This window comes from Bacillus sp. AMCV2, assembly GCF_056033925.1.
The window spans coordinates 2,508,761-2,527,929 of sequence record NZ_JBVYIB010000002.1 but is presented as its reverse complement, the minus strand read 5'-3'; the positions used below and the strand labels follow the sequence as shown (position 1 = coordinate 2,527,929).

The window sequence follows — 19,169 nt, the reverse complement described above, 5'->3', positions numbered from 1 at the left end:
ATTTTGTTACAGATAGTTCAAAATTATTCTAATATTTGAGTAAAAAGTATTGTTTTTCTAGTCTGAACATAATGTTATCATTTACATGTAAATAATTTAAAAGAAAGGGATTAATTTCATGTTTAAGAAATTACTTTTAGTAACATCCGCATTAACATTCTCTTTATCATTAGTTCTTCCGTTGGATGGACATGCCAAAGCTCAAGAGGTAACATTACAGGCACAGCAGGAAGTCACTTATCAAACTCCTGCTAAACTATCCGAATTACCAACTAATACAACTGAACAATCTGGTGAATTTCACACAAATGGTATTAAAAAATGGATTGCTAAAGAAGCAATGAAGGCAACAGCCAGTGCGCTTCGACATGGTGGGAGAATTGTTGGTGAGGTAGTCGATGAGTTAGGTGGATCAGCAGGAAAAACATTCGCAAAACATACTGATGATGTAGCAGATGCTTTGGACGAGTTAGTTAAACGAGGTGACGTTGTGGAGGACGCAATTATTGACACGGTTTCCTCATATCTAATTGATGCTGGTGTAAAATCTTCTACAGCTAGAACTATTGCAAGTGTATTTACTTTCTTAGCTTTTTAATTGAGGTGATTTGAATTGGTAACAGTAGAAGAAAGGCTTGACAACCTAGAAAAAAAAGTCGAGAAGCAGGCTTTTCAACTAAGGTTAGTCCAACAATTAGCAGCTGATTATGATCGGTTTGGCTTATTTGATCAAGTTTTGGCCTATGATTTAAGTGAAAAACAGTATCAAGAATTAAGAGAGTTAACGAGCCAGTACACTGATAAGATTAAAAATGGCGAAGAGGTCTCTCTTCATAACTTTACTGAAGAATTTAAAAGAATTTTGAAAGATATTGAAAAAGAAGTGGATTTCGAAAAGTTTATTTCTCTCTGGTTAAAGGGACCAGAAGAAGGTTTTGGATTTTCTAAAGCTTTACATAACCATTTCTTTAATTAAAGATAAGGACCAGCCACATAATAAGCTGGTCTTTCTTTAATTTCCCTCAAGTTCGAACTCCTATGAACAGAATACCAGGTATCTATCCTTCCAAATATATTGTTAATAGCTTGAGGGTTGTGTGTTTTTCTTCATTAATCATAGAATTCTCCTTACCTCAGTCATTTTCATTATTAGCAGCTGATTTCAAATTAAATAGAATAAGCCCTTCTCATTGAGAGGGGCTTGTAAAGTACTCTTCTTCATTAAATAAAGAAATGAATGTTATTTAAGCAACAGATTCTCTCTTTATATCAAAAATATCAGTCTGCTTTGATTCCAAAAGACCTTGTAAATAATCTGGACCGTGTTTCTCAGCTACTTGTAACTCTCCTTCTGAAATAGGTAAAGCCATTAGCCAGGTAACACTCTTGTTGTTAAATTCAAGTAGCTCTAAATCTTCCTCCCACAGAAATGGGGGAACGAATATAACATGTTTCATGTCGGTTTTCTGATTATACATACTAATCACATCTTTAAAAATAACACCTGGTGCACAAGAGAAATTCGAGTTGATTATATTAAAGGCACAAGTTGATAAAACATTAGCATATATGTCTGAAGCTGACTCCATTGCAGCTACAATTTCTATTCGTAACGGAGTGCCATTCACCTCATAATTAATAGAATGATCCGACAAGCCTAGAGTTGAGTATGACGTGATACCTTCTTGAGGCTGGTCACTAACTGATAAAATATCAATGCTGCTACTCTTGTTATCATCCCAATATTTCGTAACCTTCGGTTTACCTCCAAAAGCTCCTAAAACTGTTCTAGCAATTACTTTATTTTCTTGTGTAACGCCCATTAGACAATCTCTCCTAATCACCAAAGTATACTCCTTTAGGACAAAGGTAATTCAGGTTGATAAAGCTCTGGATTTTTGTTGTTAGTTTAGGATTCGTTAACTTAAAAACCTGACTTGGAGTTAAGCTTTTGTTAATTCTGCGTACTCCAAAAGGAACCAACATTTTGCGCTACTGAGGCTATGTTCTTGCCTTTCTTTGAAGACTTTATTCCTGAACATATCACGTCCAGTTATAGCCTTACCATTTGCTCAAAGCGAAGCCTTCTTGAAATAGAACAAAGCCCCTTAGAAATTTCATGGGGCTTTAAAATAACATAACAATGTACAACATAGAAATATTCAGCTTTTCCTTATAGCTTAATATTATATTTCTCTTTAATGGTTCCCATGTATTTTTCTACTTCTAATTTATTGTCTGGGTGTCGTTCTACATATTGACCAACAATTTCATTTAAATATTTATAAAAATTTCCGTAATCTAATATGACTTCTTCATCTTCTTCGACTGCTGGGTAATCGAAATAAAAAGCTATACCCTCATCTCCAAAGTAATCTTCTTCCCACTCTTTGTAGTCATCAGCAAATACACACCAAACATTCTCTATACCATAACCTTCTCCTTTGGAGAATTTCTCTAAAATTTGTATAAATCGTTCATCACCCATAACCTTAAAGAAATAATTAATTAATGCTTTATTTTTATTATCCATTTCATTTTTACACCGAATTATGCCCTCTCATAACAAGAAGGGCTTTCCACCTTTTTTTACTCTCTCCTCAAAAAGAAGGGGAAAGGTTTTATCCTATCCCTCGTATAGTTTATTAATCAACTCTGTAAATGAATCACAAACATAGCTAATGGAACTTTCCTTATCTTCATAAGCGATCTCATGATCCCAAAAAACAATTACGGGTTCTTGAGAAGACATTCTGTAATCAAAACAAAAGAGGTTTCCCCCTGCATCTGTAGCAAAAGGTATGATCTTATCAACTAACCGGTCTTTAACATTATCAATTGTACTAAGGAGATCAATTGGCCGAGTAGGATCTCCTATGCTCAGTAAATTGTTGATTGATTCTCGAGAATCTTGGAATAAAACAACCTTTTTATCTATAGGGGAACATCCATTATGGTCTTTAATGAATTCTTTGTAATCTGTCGGGAACTTGATTTTTAATTTCTCTTCTACCTCTTTGATCTGACTGTTTGTCGCCTCTTGAAAGGTGCTTCGTTTTCTCCATTTAATACTTTGCATTGGTTAACCTCCTATTTCTCATCTTTCCCCCAAATTTTATATCCGCCAGTGTGACCTGTTTTAGCATGAATTACTCGGTCCACCAGCTCCATTTTTCCAGGAGTTTGATGGTGGTGCCATGTGTATTTCTCTGGTGTTATTCCATCTTGAAGATCAAGTAAATCATCTTCGTTCAAATCAAGCTTTTTAATCAATGATGGGTCTTCTTCAATCTGCTTATATAATTGTTTATTTAATTTGTCAAAATGCTGGTCTCTACTTTTTTTAAAGTCGGCTTTATCAAGTGTGAGTGTATGCTTTGATTCGAATATTGGAAATCCATCTTTATCATAGGGAACTTTTGTTACTGGGTGGACATCATTTTTCAAGTGACCCATTCTTAAGTTAATAGTCGTTGTTTTACCCGCACTGTTTTCGTACGTGTATGGTGCAGCTTTAACAAATTGATCATGTTTGGATTGTATTGCTTTTTTTAATATAGACGTATTCTTTACATTATGAGTATTTTCAATATCTTGGGCAATCCCTACAAGTGCAGGTTCATATCTGTTGTTATAAAAGGGATTAATAAGGTTGTTTCCTTTTGTAATTCCTTTATCCACATGAGCAGCGGCTGTTCCACCTTCCACCACTTTACCTACTTTTGATAGCTTAGTAGTGGTTTGCACTGCAGCACCTGCACCTTTTGGACCAACGATATTACCGACCGCATAACTGATATAATGTGCTCTTGAGTATGCATCGCCATTTATCATTTTATCATTCCATGAATCAACGATGTTTGTCCAAATTATTTTAGGGTAGGAGGGGACACTTAAGACTGTTGTAATTGTTTTTGCAAGTTTTAGTTCCATAGGGAGCTGTGAAAATTCCCATGCGCCTACAACCAAGTCCTTGATTCCATATATCGTATCATCAATCGCATCGTTAAGCCCATCATTAACCCCATCGATGATATCCAATGCCGTTTTACCTGCATTGATTACACTTTCACCGACGGACTTCAGCTGTTTTGCTTGTTCTAGCTGCACCACATACTGTAACTGTGCAGGTTCAAGGTTCTCATACCCGATCTTCTTCGCAATTTCTAAATACTCATCCGGATCTGAGACACCATTCGCAAGCTTTTTCTTTAAGTCTTTTATCTCGCGTTCCTTCGCTTCTTCTTTCTTGATCTTCAAATAAGCTTCCGTTCGCTTTTCAATATCGCCTTTTTTCTTATGTATATCACTCTCACGGTACGCCTTGGCGTTGTAGTGAATGGGTGTAGCGTTTTTGCCTTTGCCCGTTGCTTCTTGGAGCTTTTGGAAGTCTGACTTGATGAATTGTTCATTAGGTTCTGACATAGCATATTCTGTCAGTAAATCTTCGTCAAGATCACCTAGTTTTTCAATTGTTTTTTTACGTTTATCATTGGCATCTGCAAGCTCATCTTTGAAGGTTTCTGTTGAAAACAAGTCGAGCGGGAGGATGTCGTCGATATCGTTTAGAATATCTTTCATGGCTTTTTTCTGTTCAGACATGATGGATTTGGATTTTTTATGGGCGTTAGCCAGTTCATGTTCTAAAAAAGACTCTTCAATATAAGCATCAGAGAGGCCTTTGTCCTCGATAGCTCCAGCAATGCTGTTAAAGAATGCAATTTTCATGTCAATGTAGTCGATCCATTGATCAGTGACACCAACATGATCGTGATAGAATGCTTTAATGTTATTAGCGCCTTTACCTGAGAATTCGCTGTCGTCAAGTTCAGCGACGCTTTGTAAAGCTTTTCTCAAGTTGACCATTTGCGTCCTTAGTTCTTTATATTCTTTGGCGCGGTCTGTAGCTTCAGACATAAGTGTTTTAGCTTCAAAGACTTTCATAATCATACCCTCTCATTTAATCATATAACAAAATATTACCATGGAAGAATGATGAAACTAACTGTTATGTGGATCAAAGGGTGGAAATAAATCATTCGATCTGTGTCATTTTACCTATTTGCTAATCCTTTCAATGAAAGGGGACTTTCCAATTGTAACATCGCCATCATGAAAAAATTCGATAACGTAGCCGGATTCACTAAACATAAAAGTATCTGAACCAACGGCAGTTACACCATCAATTACGTTTAATGCATGTTCAAGACCGGTTTTTAATGCTGGTTGTTCTCCGTAACCCCAAAGAATGATAATGTTTCTATCTTTAAAATGGTGTTCAGCTAGCCACTCGTCAATCTCTTCCTCGTAATCTATAGATTGGTGACAACAAACTTCTTCCCACTTGATTCGTCCCCAAGATGTAAAGGGAAAACTGTTTGAAAGCAGTTCATAATATTTTGCCGTTAATTCTTCTGATAAGATTTCTTTGTTTTTCTCTAGAGCTTCTAAGCATTCATCAAATAAATCCAAAATTCTCATCTCAAAAGCTTTATGTATATGATGGATTTTTTCAGTATTAGAAATAAGAAAAAGCCGTTATGAAACGGCTAAAGGGAATCAGAACTAATGTTGTTTATCGAATCAAACAAGGAATTCATGAGTAGGTGCGAGAGTTACATTCCGGGATGCTTCCTTCATTTCGCCATTAGACATAGATCCGAAAAAGGCAAGTCCAATTAAAACGGCGGATAAACTGATAAACAATTTAGATTTCATACATGCATTCCCCTTTCGATATTTGCTTTTGAGCATATACCATCTTCTTGAAACAGATGATACTATCCTCTATTTTTCCATTATAATCGAAAAGATTGCCTCCTAACAATGCCAGCTCTTCCAGATAAGGGTATCCTTTGCCGTTCTCTAAACGAGAAAAAATGTTGAGGAGTTTAGGTGTATCGCCATTTCTTATATAAAGAACGTCTAATGCTTCAAATAAGTTCATAAAAAGTTCGTCTTTAAAATCTACAGCACTTCTGATTCCTTTGCGGAAGCAATCCATTGCTTGTTCTTTTTTGCCTTGTTTAAAATAAATCAACGCTAGGTCATGATAAGCTTGCGGAAGTACGTCAGAGTTAATTTTTCTGTATTGAACCAAGGCTTGTTCGATGTAACGAGCAGCCTTATTTAAGTTGTCCATTTTGTGATAGCAATTGCCGAGATTGAAAAACGCAGTGGCATAGATATGAGTATTTTTACTTTTAAGCAGCTCAGCACCTTTTAAAGCTTCTTGAAGGTGGGGGAGAGCTTTTTCATGATTTTCAAGGTCATCGTAGTTACCGGCAATGACAAAATGGCACTGAATACGCCGAACAGAATAAAGTTCATGTTTTTTATAGATATTGTATGAAAGTTCAGCGTAGTGCATTGAGATGTGAGTCATTTTCATATGATAATAGACTTCGGATAACTTAAAATAAAACTCAGCTTTTTCAATCTTGTCGGAGATCGTTGGAATTTTGCGTTCAGCTTTTTTGTAATATGTAATGGCCTTTGTGTATTTACCGTTTCTAAACTCATACATCCCGCGGAAGAAGTTATAATAATATGCCCGCATATTGTCTAGTTTTTTCTTATGTCCTTCAATTTTCTTCAAATATTCTGAAAGTTTCATTCGGTTTTCATCAGATGGCAGCGTGTATTCCAACATGATCTTATGGCGAAAGGCCATCAATTGATAATAAATAAGCAAATCTTGATCTTCTTCCATAACCTCTATATCACGTTCGATTTCAGCTTTTAACATTTCAGCATCAGTAACGTTGAATTTTTGAATATGCCTATGCCATTCATTAATCTTCATTCCCACTTCAGCTGATGTGATTGATATCAAGATATTCACCCTTCCCTTAACTCTACTAGTAATGTAAATATTAACAAGTTTTCACCCGCAGAAAAAGGTAATAGGGCACCGCAATTTAAATTTTCGGTAAGACCGCAATAACTTTTTGGTTTTCATGGAAAATCTCTCAAGGGGGAGTGGTTTGGGGATTAGCTCATTAAAAAATTCACTTCACTTCATAGATGAAGACAGTGCTTCAAATGGTGGTTTCAAACTTGCCGTAGATCGAGTTGGTGCAAAAGAAAAGAAGTGGGCTTTTTAATCCCACTTCTTAGTTCATATTAATCGCATTCTACCAAATTTACAATAATTCTTCCTCTTGCTTCGCCTCTCAGTAAGGTAGGAAGAACATCTGGTAATTGATCAAGTGTTACTTCATTCTGAACGAATTTTTCTAAATTTGCTGGTTTAAGTTCACTGGCTAGGCGTTGCCACGTTTTTTGTCTAGTTTCCATTGGACAATAAACAGAATCTATTCCTAACAAATTCACTCCGCGTAGTATGAACGGAAATACTGTGGTTGGAAGCGTTGTACCGGCTGTTAACCCACTAACTGCCACTGAACCTCCGTACTGAATTTGGCTAAGTATTGATGCTAGAGGTTCTCCGCCTACAGGATCGACAGCAGCTGCCCATTTTTGTTTTTGCAATGGTTTTAAGGTGCCGTTATATACTTCATTCCGATGAATGACAGTTTTAGCGCCCAGTTCTTTCAGGTAACTGCTTTCTTTTTCTTTCCCTGTACTTGCTTCAACATGATAGCCGCTTGCTGAGAGCATAGACACAGCAAAACTGCCGACTCCGCCTGTCGCTCCTGTGACAAGCACCTTGCCCTTTTTAGGTGTAACATGATTTTCTTCAAGGCGCTGTACGGATAATGCTGCAGTAAAGCCAGCAGTACCAATAATCATCGCATCTTTTAAAGTAAGACCCTCAGGAAGGGGGACGATCCAATCAGCAGGAATACGAGCGTATTCACTATAGCCTCCAAAATGGGAAACACCTATTTCGTAGCTAGTAGCAATTACTTTGTCTCCTACTTTGAAACGGTCATCTTCTGAAGAAACGACCACTCCAGATAAATCAATACCAGGAACAAATGGATAGGTTGATACAATTTCCCCTTCAGGAATGGTAGCAAGACTATCTTTATAATTTACACTGGAATAACAAACACGAATTAATACTTCTCCTTTTTGTAAATCAGAAGAAGTTAACTGTTGGACATTTACTGAAAAATTATGATTTGCATTGTTTATAACCAGAGCCTTAAATTCCATGGCCAACATGACTCCTTTGATTTCCATCTAATATTTCAAACAAATTTTTATACTTTGATATGATTTCTGGGTCCTCGATTTTATGACCAGAACGATAAAAGGTGATTGAACCTGATCCTTCACCAAGCTGGTTATGATCTGCAAGAATTTTCTTCAACTGTCTTGCAGTACCGATACTGCCTGAAATAATATCAACATTTATACCAAACAATTTTTCAAAACTTTTTTTAAAAAACGGAAAATGAGTACAACCTAACACAACGGTCCCGTATTGTTTTATATCATTAGAAGACAGCTCGTTCTTTAGATATTTAATGATCTTGTCTTCACTAAAATCAAAGTTCTCAGCAAATTCAACTAGTCCTGGAAGAGCTAAGCAATCAACAAGTTCATGGTGATCAATTTCTTTGACTAGATTATGAAATTTCTCTTCTTTAAGCGTCAAGTTAGTAGCAACTACGAGAACTCTTTTTCTTTCGTCTTCACAGTTTTTTATAGCGGGCTTAACAGCAGGTTCGATTCCGATTATCGGAAAATCGAAATTTTCCCGAAGATTCTCTATCGCAATGCTAGTAGCTGTATTACATGCAATAACGAGAGCTTTGATATTTTGACTGGCCATAAATTCAACTGCATTAAAAATATATTCTCTAACTTCTATCTTTGATTTTTCACCGTATGGAACGTTTAAAGTGTCTGCATAAAAAATGTAATCTTCATAAGGAAGAACTTTTATGGCCTCATATAATACAGACATTCCACCTATTCCGGAATCAAAAAATCCTATTTTCATAACTTTTCACGCTTTCTATCTCATTCTTTTTTTATCATATGACTTCATATCATCTTAATCAAACGAAAAAGAACCATTTTAATATTCGAATTTAATATGGGAGATATCTATTTTTCGAATAGGATAGTTTTAATTCAATATGTTACCTTAGAGCAAAACTTAAGAAGGGAGAGATAGGGTGGAAATGTTTAAAAAATGTTGGTGGTGTAATATGGTGAAGTCATCAAAATCGAATCAACCAATGAAGTTTTCAGGTTTTGGGCTCATTCAAAATCAAGATAAAGACAGCCTTTCGAGAAAAATTACTAGGGAAGCGGATTTATTCAAAGTATGGCATCTTGGTATTCCTGATATTAATAATCGTGAATGGATGCTAAGTATCAACGGAATGGTTGATAGACCGAATCAATTCAGTTTGGAAGATTTAAAAGTATTTCCACAAACATCTGTAATGGCGTTTCATGAGTGTGCAGGAAATCCCCTTAATCCAAAAGTACCGCAACGGAGAGTTGGAAACGTTGTTTGGAAAGGAGTCAGACTCACAGATTTATTAAGTGTGGTAGGTGTAAAAGAAGAGGCATGCTATGTTATCTCAAAAGGTATTGATCAAGGAGTTTACAACCAAGAATACTATTCAGAATACGAGAAAGATCTCCCCCTAGCAAAGGCGTTAAATCCAAATGTATTAATAGCTTTGGAAATTAACAATGAGCCGTTAACTGTAGAGAGAGGAGGTCCTGTTCGACTTGTTGTTCCTGGCTATTATGGAACTAATTCCACAAAATGGCTGACTCATTTGACTGTTTCAGACTCCCGAAGCAACAGTGCTTTCACTACCAAATATTATGTTGACCGGGAAGTAGTAGATGGACAACTAAAAGAGTCCCCGGTATGGACTGTTAGCCCAAACAGTATTATTGTACATCCGCAGAATGGACAATTGGTTGAACTTGAAGAGATTGATATTTTCGGTTGGACATGGGCAGAACATCCAATTGTATCAGTTGAAGTATCTACTGATGGAGGAGAGAATTGGAAAGAAGCCAAGGTTGAAGGCCGTAAGAGTGTAGAGTGGCAGAAATTCTCTTTCCATTGGTACCCGAAATCTGTAGGTGAATATTTAATATTTGTGAGAGCGATTGACTCTTTAGGAAATAGTCAGCCTTTAACTTCAAGACGCAACCAAGTGTCTAGGGCAATGATCTTCGTTCAAAATTCTTTGGATGAGGAAAATCTACATCCTAATATCGACTAGGTTTAACGATTCAGAGTGCGAAATCACGAAGAAAAAGCAAACTACATATCGAAGTTTGCTTTTTTGCTCTATACAAACAATGAGATGCGCCTATATTTTTATATCCTCTTGGCAAAGCTGATTTAAAAGCTGCTTAACCGAAATTTCCTCAGTCAATGACCGTATCCCTTGACCTGCCCATAAAGACATCTGATCATGGTTATTTTGAAGTGAAGCCTGCTGTCTCATTGCCTTCGTTAGTGTATTTTGATAAGGGTACGGAAGGGTTTGTGTCTCAAACTGTTCTTTTTCTTCCATCCATTTATTTACGATTCCTCTGGCCTCTTTACCTGAAAATAATGTCGTAAGCTTTGTATCTGCTTCGTTTGCTTCTCGTATTTTCTGTTTATGCACTGGATGTGCGTTACTTTCGTGACAAATTAAAAAGGCAGACCCAATTTGAACGCCTTGGGCTCCAAGGGTTAAAGCTGCTTTTACTCCTCTATGGTCTATCATTCCCCCAGCAGCTATGACAGGTACACTCAATGCATCTGCTGCTTGTGGTATCAGAGCCATTAAACCTATGGCAGATTCACCTTTGGAAGGTAAGAACGCTCCACGATGTCCACCGGCTTCACTTCCTTGAAGGACTACTATATCCATTCCCCGTTCTTCCATTAACAATGCTTCTTCTACTGTTGAAGCGGTTCCAATTAAACAGCAACCAGAAGTTTTTAGTTCCTTTACAGCGTCTTCCGGCGGCAGATCAAAAGTGAATGAGCAAGCCTTTACCTTGTATCTTAAAATCATATCAATTTTTTGATAGAAGTCATCCCACTCTTCTTGCACAGATGTGAATTGATTTACTAGATTAGCTAACGGTATGTTTTTTTTCCACGAGTCAATTTGATCTTCTGATGGCATATCTAGACCTAATGGAACAAACACATTAATTTGAAAGGGAGCGTCTGTCAGCTCAAACATTTCTTTAATTTGTTGCTCTAGTAATTCTGACGTAAGATATCCTGATGCTAAACTACCGAGAGCACCTTGATTCGAAACTGCAGAGGCCAGTTGCGGCTTTGTAATACCGCCAGCCATTGGAGCTTGAATAATTGGTTTTGTTAAGGAAAACATCTTCATAAATTCATTCATACCGAATCCCCCTGTTAAGACATAAATTTTGAAAAAAGTGTCATTTTCAAAGAATCGTATTCGCTTAAATATATAGTTTTCCTTCTTTTTGTCAACTAATGTTTTTCTGAAAATGATCCCTCATATTCGTTAAAAAAGCAGATAAAGCAGGTGTAATTAAAGTGTCTTTTCGCCTAATAAACATGGTTGTTACTAAAGAATATTTGTCAGAAATAGTATGGCTGCGGATGCGGCCTTGTTTTTCATGCGCGGCAATAATTGAACGAGGCAGCAATGAAATACCCAAACCGGCGCTAACACAACCAATAATTGCTTCAAGTATGCCAAATTCCATTAATTTTACAGGTAATAAACCTTCTTCTTGCAAGATATGATTGAGCTTTGCTCTGTAAGAACATCCTTCACGCAATACCAGCATTGTTTGTGTTTGAACATCATGGATGGAAGAAATATCAGGGTGTGAAGCACTTGTAACAAGAACCAGCTCTTCGTCCAATACCTTTTCCTGAACTAAATCAGGGTGTTCAATAGGCCCAGAAATAAAAGCGCCATTTAACTCGTAATGTAAAACTGCTTGTATTTGCTGTTCCGTAGGACCGGTTACTAAATTTAAATCAACATTTGGATAGAGGTTATGATAATGTGCAAGGAGTTGTGGAAGCCAAACTGCAGCCGTTGTTTCCATCGATCCTATACGTAGAGGTCCAGAAGGCGCAGATGATTCGCCCATGGCTGCTCTTGCTTCTTCAATCGCATGTAGAATTTTTTCTGAGTAAGAAACAAGAATTTGCCCAGAGGGAGTAAGTGTGATTCCTCTATTATGGCGGTAGAATAATGTTGTCTGTAAATCTGTTTCTAGTTGTTGTATCTTATTCGTTACGTTCGATTGAGCATAATTTAAAGTCTGAGCTGCCTTAGAAATACTGCCTTCACGAGCAGTAGTGAGAAAAACCTGTAACAATTGAATATTCATGTAGTCCTCCATAGTTGGTATCTGATTTTGAGATGTCTCACATCTTAATTTTGAATTATATATGATAGGAGAACTTCATGTAAACTAAAGCTTAGAAAGGATAAATGATTTCCTGAGTGAGTCATACAGATAAGTGTTATTCCATTCAAGAGTAAAAAAATCGACATGACACACCCTAATATAAGGAAAATTGCACAGGAGGGATATAAATGACAACATATCATTTTGTTGAAATAGAGGGTATAAATGTATTTTATCGTAAGGCTGGAGATCCTGAAAAACCAGTCATTTTATTGTTTCATGGTTTTCCAACATCAAGTCATATGTTCCGTGAACTGATACCCATTCTAGAAAATGACTATTATGTAATTGCACCTGATTACCCGGGTTTTGGTAACACGGCCTCACCCGATAGAGAAAAGTTTGAATATACATTTGATCACATCACTGAAATTGTTGCAGCTTTCGTTGATAGACTTAATCTAAAGAAATATGCCCTTTATGTCTTTGATTATGGCGCGCCCATTGGCTTTCGTTTAGCTATGAAACACCCGGAACGCGTCACGGCAATAATTAGTCAAAATGGGAACGTCTATCGTGAAGGTTTGGGTAAAAAATGGGCTGAGCGGGAAGATTATTGGGAAAATCCTACACAGGAAAAAAGGGAAAGCTACCGTACAGCATTTGCACCGAAAACAATTAAAAATCAGTATCTTGATGGGACACAAAATAATCAAGTATCGCCAGATGGATATACTCTTGATATTGCATATATGTCTCGACCGGGAATTGACGAAAAACAATTAGATTTAATTTTCGATTATAAAAATAACGTGAAGCTTTATCCGGCATTTCAACAATATTTACGCGAATATCAACCACCTTTATTGGCAGCATGGGGCAAAAATGATGTTTCGTTTATTCCTCAAGGTGCTTTAGCCTTTAAAAAAGATTTGCCCGATTCCGAGATTCATTTATTAGACTCTGGACATTTTGCATTAGAAACACATGCGGATGAAATCGGAAAATTGATTTTGAACTTCATGGAAAAAATTAATGTTATATAAATTCGGGTCACGGTTCAAGGATAAACTTTTTGTGAAAGACATTTAATTTTTATAAGGAGAGAGACGGTTGAAGGCTGTATCACCGAAACAAGGATTTATTCTTATTATTTCCCTTGTTATTATTTGGAGTTTGAATTGGCCCATTACAAAGATTGCTTTAGAGTATACACCTCCATTTCTATTCTCAGGCATGAGGACTTTTCTGGGAGGGTTAATTCTATTGATTATTTTTTGGCCGAAACTTAGAAATTTAAATCTGAGAGGGAATTGGGGCATATATTCAATATCCACTATATTTAATGTTGTTCTTTATTATGGACTCCAAACAATTGGACTCAATTATTTACCTTCTGGTTTATTTTCAGTTATTGTTTTCCTTCAGCCAGTATTAGTTGGAATTATGGCTTGGATATGGCTTCAAGAGAAAATGACAAAATTCAAGCTTATTGGTTTGATTTTGGGCATTATAGGTGAATTGGTGATTAGCGAAGGAAGCTTTTCAGGGGATATTTCAATTGTGGGTGTTTTACTTGCCGTGGGGACCGCAGTAAGTTGGGCGATTGGCACAATCTACGCTAAAAAAATAGAACAGAGGGTAGACGTATTAAGTATGATCATTGTTCAGTTTATCATTGGGGGTATTATACTAACGGCTATTGGTGCTTCTATAGAAAATTGGAGAGATATCCAATTAAATTTTTCCTATATGTTTGGCTTATTATTTGGTGGTATTCTAGTCATTGCCTTGGGGTGGTTAATTTACTTCACGTTAGTTAGACATGGGGAGGCGAGTAAAGTAGCATCTTACATGTTTGTTATACCAATTGTTGCATTAATTATTGGAGCACTTTTTTTAAATGAATCAATTACTTTAAATATTCTGGTGGGAATAATTATGGTTACTATGAGTATTTATTTTGTGAATAGAAAGCCAAAGAAGTTAGATGTATTAAAAATTCAGAGTTAACAACTGTGAAATATAAACCTGAGAAGGAGGAAATTTTATGCCATTACTTCGTTTTGACTTAATAGAAGGGCGAGATAAATCAAGTTTGAAAAAACTTTTAGATGTCGCTCACAATGTTGTAGTAGAGGCTTTTGATGTGCCTCAACAGGACCGTTATCAAATTGTGCATGAACATCCAGAAAATCATATGATTATTGAGGATACAGGCTTAGGATTTAACCGAACCAAAAATCTTGTTGTTCTTTCTGTTACAAGTAAATCCCGACCGAAAGAGAAGAAACAAAAATTCTACAGTCTGTTAGCCGAAAGACTGGAATCCGAGTGTGGTATCGCATCAACTGATTTAATTGTATCTCTTGTTGAAAATGATAATGCTGACTGGAGTTTTGGACTTGGTGAGGCACAATTTTTAACCGGTAAATTGTAGGTGAATCCATTTAGTAAGGCTTTTTATATGGAGCCCTTGGGACAAAAGTTCAAGTGATGATGAAAAATATTCGCCAGAGAGATTGTATTGGTGTACAAATGATTAAACTTAATTTAAAACAATGCCCATTTTGTGCCCAAAATCATTATAAAATAATTAAAATAGGTGTAATGAGTGATCTTGAAAGCTTGAAATGCCGGGCTTTTGTAACTGATAATAAGCTTTCGCTTTATGAATAACCCGTGAAGGTTCAAGTCCTCTCGGCCGCATCAATGTTACCAAGGGTTTTAACGCCCTTGGTGTTTTGTATGTTCTTGAAGAAAATGAGTTTTGTGCCCCAAAGTGTCCACTAACTTAAAGGAAGTCATCTAATTTTTCCGTCATTCTTGTTTAGTGATAATAAAGTTATTTAAGTTTGCATTAAAAGATACGAGCCTTGCTACATTTTATTGTAATAAGGCTCCTTAAATTGATTAATTTCGATTCATATTTTACATTCGAAAATGATAATAAAGTTATTTAATTCTTATTCAACTAAAGCACCCGTTATTTTAAGTGAAAGAGCTCACAATTTTTTCACCATAACAAAATCTAATCCCTTTATGTGTAGGAACATATCATAGAGACGCTTTCTTACTAAAGAAAAGCTTCCTTTAATGGAATAATTAAAGGAAGCTTTTAATCATAAAATCAATTTTTTCTACTTAAACTTAAGCAGCTGATCGTTAATGATTAACCTCTCTTTTCAAAAGCTAACCATGTTCCTAAACCAATTAGAGTAAATCCACTAACCCTTTTCTGCCATTGCATTACAGTTTTATTTTTCGATAAAACACTTCTAATTGAATCTGCAATAATTGAATAGCAAACGTCAATTATTAGACCAAGCAATCCAAAAATAACTCCTAGAAATATGAATTGGAAAAAAGTGTTCCCTTTGTCGGGACTAATAAATTGTGGTAGAAAAGTAAGGAAAAATAAAGCAACTTTCGGATTAAAAACATCGGTTATAGCTCCTTGCCAAAAAGCTTTCCACATTCCACCCTGATTTTGATGAATATTAATGTTTATTCCTTCTTTATCTCGAATAGTTTGTATTCCTAAATAAATTAGATACGCAGCACCAATATACTTTACGATTTGAAAAGCAAGTGCAGAAGTCATCAAGATAGCTGATAGTCCGAATGCTGCAAGAAGAATGTGGAACATAATCCCTACTTGCATCCCAAATGCTGTGGCAATTCCGACCTTTTTACCTCCAGCAATACTACGGCTCACTACAAATGCTACATCTGGTCCTGGAACAAGTGATATTATCAGTGTAGCAAATAAAAAAGCTGTAAAATTAGTAAAATCTAAATTCATAAAATCAAACATAAATAACCTCCGAAAAAAAAGATATTATCACAATAAAAATTAATTAAGGAATATTAACTTTATTTATTGTTATATTAGCGCAGTTTTGTATAAAAAAATATGTTTATGCATAATTATAAACCTCATAGTAGAATAAGGTCAACGGCTTTGTGTTATTAAAGATGTGAATTTTATCTATGTATAATTATTGGGCAATGAAAAAAAGAAATTGTAATGGAAATAGGATTTAAACTAGATAAATAGTGGTATATGTCAGAAAAGAAACCGATGATTCAAACCATCGGTTTTTTATTTGTTTTCATACTCATTGAAAACCACCTCATTAGGACAAACAGTTATTACATAGCATTACCCAAGGGGTGATGCATTTTATGAAGGTGATAATCATCGAGGGACCGCAAGCTGACAAATGCATGAACGATTGCTATCATTATTTAATAAAACTTTATAGGAAGGAGATCCAGGGTGATAGCAATATATGTAAGGGTATCGACCGAGGAACAAGCGATCAAGGGATCGAGTATCGACAGCCAGATCGAGGCCTGCATAAAGAAAGCAGGGACTAAGGATTGTTTGAAGTATGCCGATGAAGGATTTTCTGGAGAGCTTTTAGAACGTCCGGCTTTGAATGCCTGAGGGAGGATGCAAGCAAGGGACTTATAAGTCAAGTTATTTATTACGATCCTGCGTGTCTTTCTCGGAGAGCTTATCAGCGATGAAAAAAATGATCTTCATATCTTTCAAATAGAGAAAGCCGGAATATGAGATCCGGCCTCTTCTGCATTATTTCCCCTTCGCCTTCTTCCGCTTTTCCTTCTCAGCCCGATAAAACTCATGAAACATCTTCATCAGCGCCCTCTTTTCAATCCGCGATACATAGCTGCGCGAGATCCCGAGTTCTTTGGCAATCTCTCGCTGCGTTTTTTCCTTCTTCAAATCAAGTCCAAACCGCCCGACAATCACTTCCTTCTCACGGTCATCTAGAATGTCAATGTATTGTTTCACTTTTTCAAGCTCCATATTGAGCTGGATCGTATCTATCACGTCTTCGTTTTCTGATTTCAAAACGTCAATCAGGCTTATTTCATTCCCTTCCTTATCCTGCCCGATCGGATCGTGAAGGGAGACGTCTTTTTTTGTTTTTTTCAATGCGCGCAAATGCATGAGGATTTCATTTTCAATACACCTCGCAGCATACGTCGCCAGCTTTGTCCCTTTACCAGCGGAATAGCTTTCAATTCCTTTTATCAGCCCGATCGTTCCGATGGAGATTAAGTCCTCTGCATCCTCACCTGTATTTTCAAACTTTTTCACAATATGGGCGACCAAGCGAAGATTATGCTCAATCAGCATGTTTCTGGCATGTTCATCCCCTTTAGCCATGAGCTCTAAGTATTTTTTTTTCTTCGCTGCTTGAGAGCGGTTGTGGAAAGGCATTGTTTTTCACGTAAGATACTAAAAAGACAAGCTCTTTAACAACAAAGCCGAGCGCTGCGAAAACACCTGTCACCATCGTCACCTCCACAAAAGTATGTAGGCAAAAGCCTATATGTAAATGTATGTGACCTGGAGGCTGTCTGTGTCTGTACCGGGAAATTTCTCGCGGGGGAGTCCGGCTTTGGTAAGCAGCATACGAACTTCAAATGTTAAAAATATTCTTCATCAAGCGCCCATACATTGAAATGAACAAAGGTATGGGGGGATGGGAATGAAAAAATGGATGGCAGGCCTGTTTCTTGCTGCAGCAGTTCTTCTTTGTTTAATGATTCCGCAACAGATCCAAGGCGCATCTTCGTATGACAAAGTGTTATATTTTCCGCTGTCTCGTTATCCGGAAACCGGCAGTCATATTAGAGATGCGATTGCAGAGGGACATCCAGATATTTGTACCATTGACAGAGATGGAGCAGACAAAAGGCGGGAGGAATCTTTAAAGGGAATCCCGACCAAGACGGGCTATGACCGGGATGAGTGGCCGATGGCGGTCTGCGAGGAAGGCGGCGCAGGGGCTGATGTCCGATATGTGACACCTTCTGATAATCGCGGCGCCGGCTCGTGGGTAGGGAATCAAATGAGCAGCTATCCTGACGGCACCAGAGTGCTGTTTATTGTGCAGTAGTAAAGAAGAGGCTCTTTCTTGAGCCTCTGTTGTTACAATCCTTCGCCGAGCTGAATTTTCGGGGGATAGGTTTCTGCTTTTCGCCAATATTGGCGTGTGCCTTCGTCCCGTACAACGATGCCCAGCTGTGCCAGTTCGAGACGGAATTCTTCAATATCGTCTTTTTCTTCGTCCTGCAGCGCTTTGTGACGAGCTTTTAATAAGGCATGGGCGCCTTGCGATAGGTCTGGTGCATCAGGAATCCATCGGCGAAATTGATCTTTAAACGGATCACCATCTGTTGCCCATTCGTAATGATGCTGTCTAAAGGCCTTCTCAACGTTTACTGGTTTTTCATCAATTTCTTCCCGTACCAATTCATATCCGGCTGTTCCCAGGAGGACAAGCCGTTTGTGATCCATAAATACAAGAGCGATGTCATCGGAATGAATTGTTTGCACTTTTTTTCCTTTGATGAATTCCACTGTGTGATCTGTAATTTTGACAGACAGCAGCATTGCAATAACAGAATGAGCGAACCAAATCCCCGCACACATACCGAGAAGAGCAGTGATAAATGAAGCTGTAGATCCCTGAAAAGAGGTAATGAGCCGAAGCGGTCCTTCAAGAGGGATCCAGGGGAGGGATAATGCCCATTTCGCAATCTGCGGAATAAAATACCCGATTGCAAAACCGATGATTGCAAGTGCAGCGTATAAATAGAATACAGCGGTTTTCGTAACTCCAATAAGAGTATGAGATTGATTCTGCAACATGTCACCTTCTTTTTACTGAAAAAATCGAATTCCTTCACATATTTTAACTTAAACTGATGGTAAATCAAGGATAAAGTGATAATTATGGATATAAAGAGATTCAGTAATAGAACTGGCAGGCGCAGTCAATCATGAAAAATAAAATTTACATGAGTAGACGATGTAAGCCCCATTTGTT

20 protein-coding genes and 6 pseudogenes are annotated in these 19,169 nt (G+C 37.1%); 10 read left to right on the top strand and 16 right to left on the bottom strand.

Annotated elements, in window-relative coordinates:
- Positions 1 to 118 precede the first annotated feature (118 nt).
- Together AC0OMA_RS13130 and AC0OMA_RS13125 are read left to right on the top strand one after the other, a co-directional pair.
- Complete coding sequence (locus AC0OMA_RS13130; protein ID WP_474222160.1) at positions 119 to 598, top strand: hypothetical protein; 480 nt, start codon at positions 119 to 121, stop codon at positions 596 to 598.
- Between the two features lie 15 nt (positions 599 to 613).
- Positions 614 to 976 carry a hypothetical protein gene (locus AC0OMA_RS13125; RefSeq protein ID WP_003229947.1) on the top strand — a complete coding sequence of 121 codons (363 nt, stop codon included), beginning with the start codon at positions 614 to 616 and terminating at the stop codon, positions 974 to 976.
- Here the strand turns inward: AC0OMA_RS13125 and AC0OMA_RS13120 are convergent.
- The 10 genes and pseudogenes from AC0OMA_RS13120 to murI all read right to left on the bottom strand — a co-directional run bounded on the left by AC0OMA_RS13120 (position 973) and on the right by murI (position 8,917).
- Positions 973 to 1,118, bottom strand: a pseudogene (locus AC0OMA_RS13120) (hypothetical protein). The gene AC0OMA_RS13125 and the pseudogene AC0OMA_RS13120 sit on opposite strands and share 4 nt — an antisense overlap.
- Before the next feature lie 126 nt (positions 1,119 to 1,244).
- Positions 1,245 to 1,823 (bottom strand): suppressor of fused domain protein, encoded by a 579-nt coding sequence (locus tag AC0OMA_RS13115; RefSeq protein ID WP_474222158.1) that lies wholly within the window; start codon positions 1,821 to 1,823, stop codon positions 1,245 to 1,247.
- A gap of 350 nt (positions 1,824 to 2,173) precedes the next feature.
- Positions 2,174 to 2,533 (bottom strand): ribonuclease toxin immunity protein CdiI, encoded by a 360-nt coding sequence (gene cdiI, locus AC0OMA_RS13110; RefSeq protein WP_474222157.1) that lies wholly within the window; start codon positions 2,531 to 2,533, stop codon positions 2,174 to 2,176.
- Positions 2,534 to 2,626: 93 nt separating this feature from the next.
- On the bottom strand, positions 2,627 to 3,079 hold the full coding sequence (locus tag AC0OMA_RS13105) for an SMI1/KNR4 family protein (RefSeq protein ID WP_019260159.1): 453 nt from the start codon (positions 3,077 to 3,079) through the stop codon (positions 2,627 to 2,629).
- Positions 3,080 to 3,090: 11 nt separating this feature from the next.
- Positions 3,091 to 4,944 carry a T7SS effector LXG polymorphic toxin gene (locus AC0OMA_RS13100; protein ID WP_474222156.1) on the bottom strand — a complete coding sequence of 618 codons (1,854 nt, stop codon included), beginning with the start codon at positions 4,942 to 4,944 and terminating at the stop codon, positions 3,091 to 3,093.
- A 114-nt stretch (positions 4,945 to 5,058) separates the two neighbouring features.
- The gene (locus tag AC0OMA_RS13095; RefSeq protein ID WP_474222155.1) at positions 5,059 to 5,472 is read right to left on the bottom strand and encodes a CDI toxin immunity protein; all 414 of its coding nucleotides are present in this window, start codon (positions 5,470 to 5,472) and stop codon (positions 5,059 to 5,061) included.
- Between the two features lie 111 nt (positions 5,473 to 5,583).
- Positions 5,584 to 5,718, bottom strand: coding sequence for a phosphatase RapE inhibitor PhrE (phrE, locus tag AC0OMA_RS13090; protein WP_014114495.1), 135 nt, complete (start codon positions 5,716 to 5,718; stop codon positions 5,584 to 5,586).
- On the bottom strand, positions 5,708 to 6,835 hold the full coding sequence (gene rapE, locus AC0OMA_RS13085) for a response regulator aspartate phosphatase RapE (protein WP_474222154.1): 1,128 nt from the start codon (positions 6,833 to 6,835) through the stop codon (positions 5,708 to 5,710). The genes phrE and rapE overlap by 11 nt, the downstream gene beginning before the upstream one ends.
- Positions 6,836 to 7,125: 290 nt before the next feature.
- The gene (locus AC0OMA_RS13080; RefSeq protein ID WP_474222437.1) at positions 7,126 to 8,133 is read right to left on the bottom strand and encodes an NADPH:quinone oxidoreductase family protein; all 1,008 of its coding nucleotides are present in this window, start codon (positions 8,131 to 8,133) and stop codon (positions 7,126 to 7,128) included.
- On the bottom strand, positions 8,114 to 8,917 hold the full coding sequence (gene murI, locus AC0OMA_RS13075) for a glutamate racemase (protein ID WP_474222153.1): 804 nt from the start codon (positions 8,915 to 8,917) through the stop codon (positions 8,114 to 8,116). Before murI ends, AC0OMA_RS13080 begins: the two co-directional genes overlap by 20 nt.
- Before the next feature lie 184 nt (positions 8,918 to 9,101).
- Here murI and AC0OMA_RS13070 point away from each other — a divergent pair.
- Positions 9,102 to 9,731 (top strand): annotated as a pseudogene (locus AC0OMA_RS13070) (molybdopterin-dependent oxidoreductase); the annotation flags it as partial.
- Positions 9,714 to 10,172, top strand: a complete 459-nt coding sequence (locus AC0OMA_RS13065; RefSeq protein ID WP_474222436.1) for a molybdopterin-binding protein — start codon at positions 9,714 to 9,716, stop codon at positions 10,170 to 10,172. The pseudogene AC0OMA_RS13070 and the gene AC0OMA_RS13065, both read left to right, overlap by 18 nt.
- 90 nt (positions 10,173 to 10,262) lie before the next feature.
- Here AC0OMA_RS13065 and AC0OMA_RS13060 read toward each other — a convergent pair whose 3' ends face one another.
- Positions 10,263 to 11,306, bottom strand: coding sequence for a nitronate monooxygenase (locus AC0OMA_RS13060; RefSeq protein ID WP_474222152.1), 1,044 nt, complete (start codon positions 11,304 to 11,306; stop codon positions 10,263 to 10,265).
- 91 nt (positions 11,307 to 11,397) lie between these two features.
- Positions 11,398 to 12,279: a LysR family transcriptional regulator gene (locus AC0OMA_RS13055; RefSeq protein ID WP_327844470.1), complete on the bottom strand. Its 882-nt coding sequence runs from the start codon at positions 12,277 to 12,279 to the stop codon at positions 11,398 to 11,400.
- A 209-nt stretch (positions 12,280 to 12,488) separates the two neighbouring features.
- On the opposite strand from AC0OMA_RS13055, the gene AC0OMA_RS13050 reads away from it, so the two are divergent.
- From AC0OMA_RS13050 to AC0OMA_RS13040, 3 genes are all read left to right on the top strand, one after another.
- Entirely contained in the window at positions 12,489 to 13,346 is an 858-nt protein-coding gene (locus AC0OMA_RS13050; protein WP_474222151.1) for an alpha/beta fold hydrolase, read from the top strand.
- Positions 13,347 to 13,413: 67 nt separating this feature from the next.
- Positions 13,414 to 14,313 carry a DMT family transporter gene (locus tag AC0OMA_RS13045; RefSeq protein ID WP_124072940.1) on the top strand — a complete coding sequence of 300 codons (900 nt, stop codon included), beginning with the start codon at positions 13,414 to 13,416 and terminating at the stop codon, positions 14,311 to 14,313.
- Positions 14,314 to 14,350: 37 nt separating this feature from the next.
- Positions 14,351 to 14,740 (top strand): tautomerase family protein, encoded by a 390-nt coding sequence (locus AC0OMA_RS13040; RefSeq protein ID WP_474222150.1) that lies wholly within the window; start codon positions 14,351 to 14,353, stop codon positions 14,738 to 14,740.
- Between the two features lie 732 nt (positions 14,741 to 15,472).
- On the opposite strand, the gene AC0OMA_RS13035 is transcribed toward AC0OMA_RS13040, so the two are convergent.
- On the bottom strand, positions 15,473 to 16,117 hold the full coding sequence (locus AC0OMA_RS13035) for a LysE family translocator (protein ID WP_474222149.1): 645 nt from the start codon (positions 16,115 to 16,117) through the stop codon (positions 15,473 to 15,475).
- A 371-nt stretch (positions 16,118 to 16,488) separates the two neighbouring features.
- On the opposite strand from AC0OMA_RS13035, the pseudogene AC0OMA_RS13030 reads away from it, so the two are divergent.
- Together AC0OMA_RS13030 and AC0OMA_RS13025 are read left to right on the top strand one after the other, a co-directional pair.
- Positions 16,489 to 16,667, top strand: a pseudogene (locus tag AC0OMA_RS13030) (hypothetical protein).
- Positions 16,625 to 16,821 (top strand): annotated as a pseudogene (locus AC0OMA_RS13025) (recombinase family protein); the annotation flags it as partial. The pseudogenes AC0OMA_RS13030 and AC0OMA_RS13025, both read left to right, overlap by 43 nt.
- Here AC0OMA_RS13025 and AC0OMA_RS13020 read toward each other — a convergent pair.
- Positions 16,787 to 16,901 (bottom strand): annotated as a pseudogene (locus AC0OMA_RS13020) (hypothetical protein). The pseudogenes AC0OMA_RS13025 and AC0OMA_RS13020 overlap by 35 nt on opposite strands.
- A pseudogene (gene sigK / locus AC0OMA_RS13015) lies at positions 16,901 to 17,630 on the bottom strand (RNA polymerase sporulation sigma factor SigK). Before sigK ends, AC0OMA_RS13020 begins: the two co-directional pseudogenes overlap by 1 nt.
- Before the next feature lie 195 nt (positions 17,631 to 17,825).
- Here sigK and nucB point away from each other — a divergent pair.
- Complete coding sequence (nucB, locus tag AC0OMA_RS13010; protein ID WP_181219797.1) at positions 17,826 to 18,236, top strand: sporulation-specific Dnase NucB; 411 nt, start codon at positions 17,826 to 17,828, stop codon at positions 18,234 to 18,236.
- A gap of 32 nt (positions 18,237 to 18,268) precedes the next feature.
- On the opposite strand, the gene AC0OMA_RS13005 is transcribed toward nucB, so the two are convergent.
- Positions 18,269 to 18,991, bottom strand: coding sequence for a YqeB family protein (locus AC0OMA_RS13005; protein ID WP_181219795.1), 723 nt, complete (start codon positions 18,989 to 18,991; stop codon positions 18,269 to 18,271).
- Positions 18,992 to 19,169 lie beyond the last annotated feature (178 nt).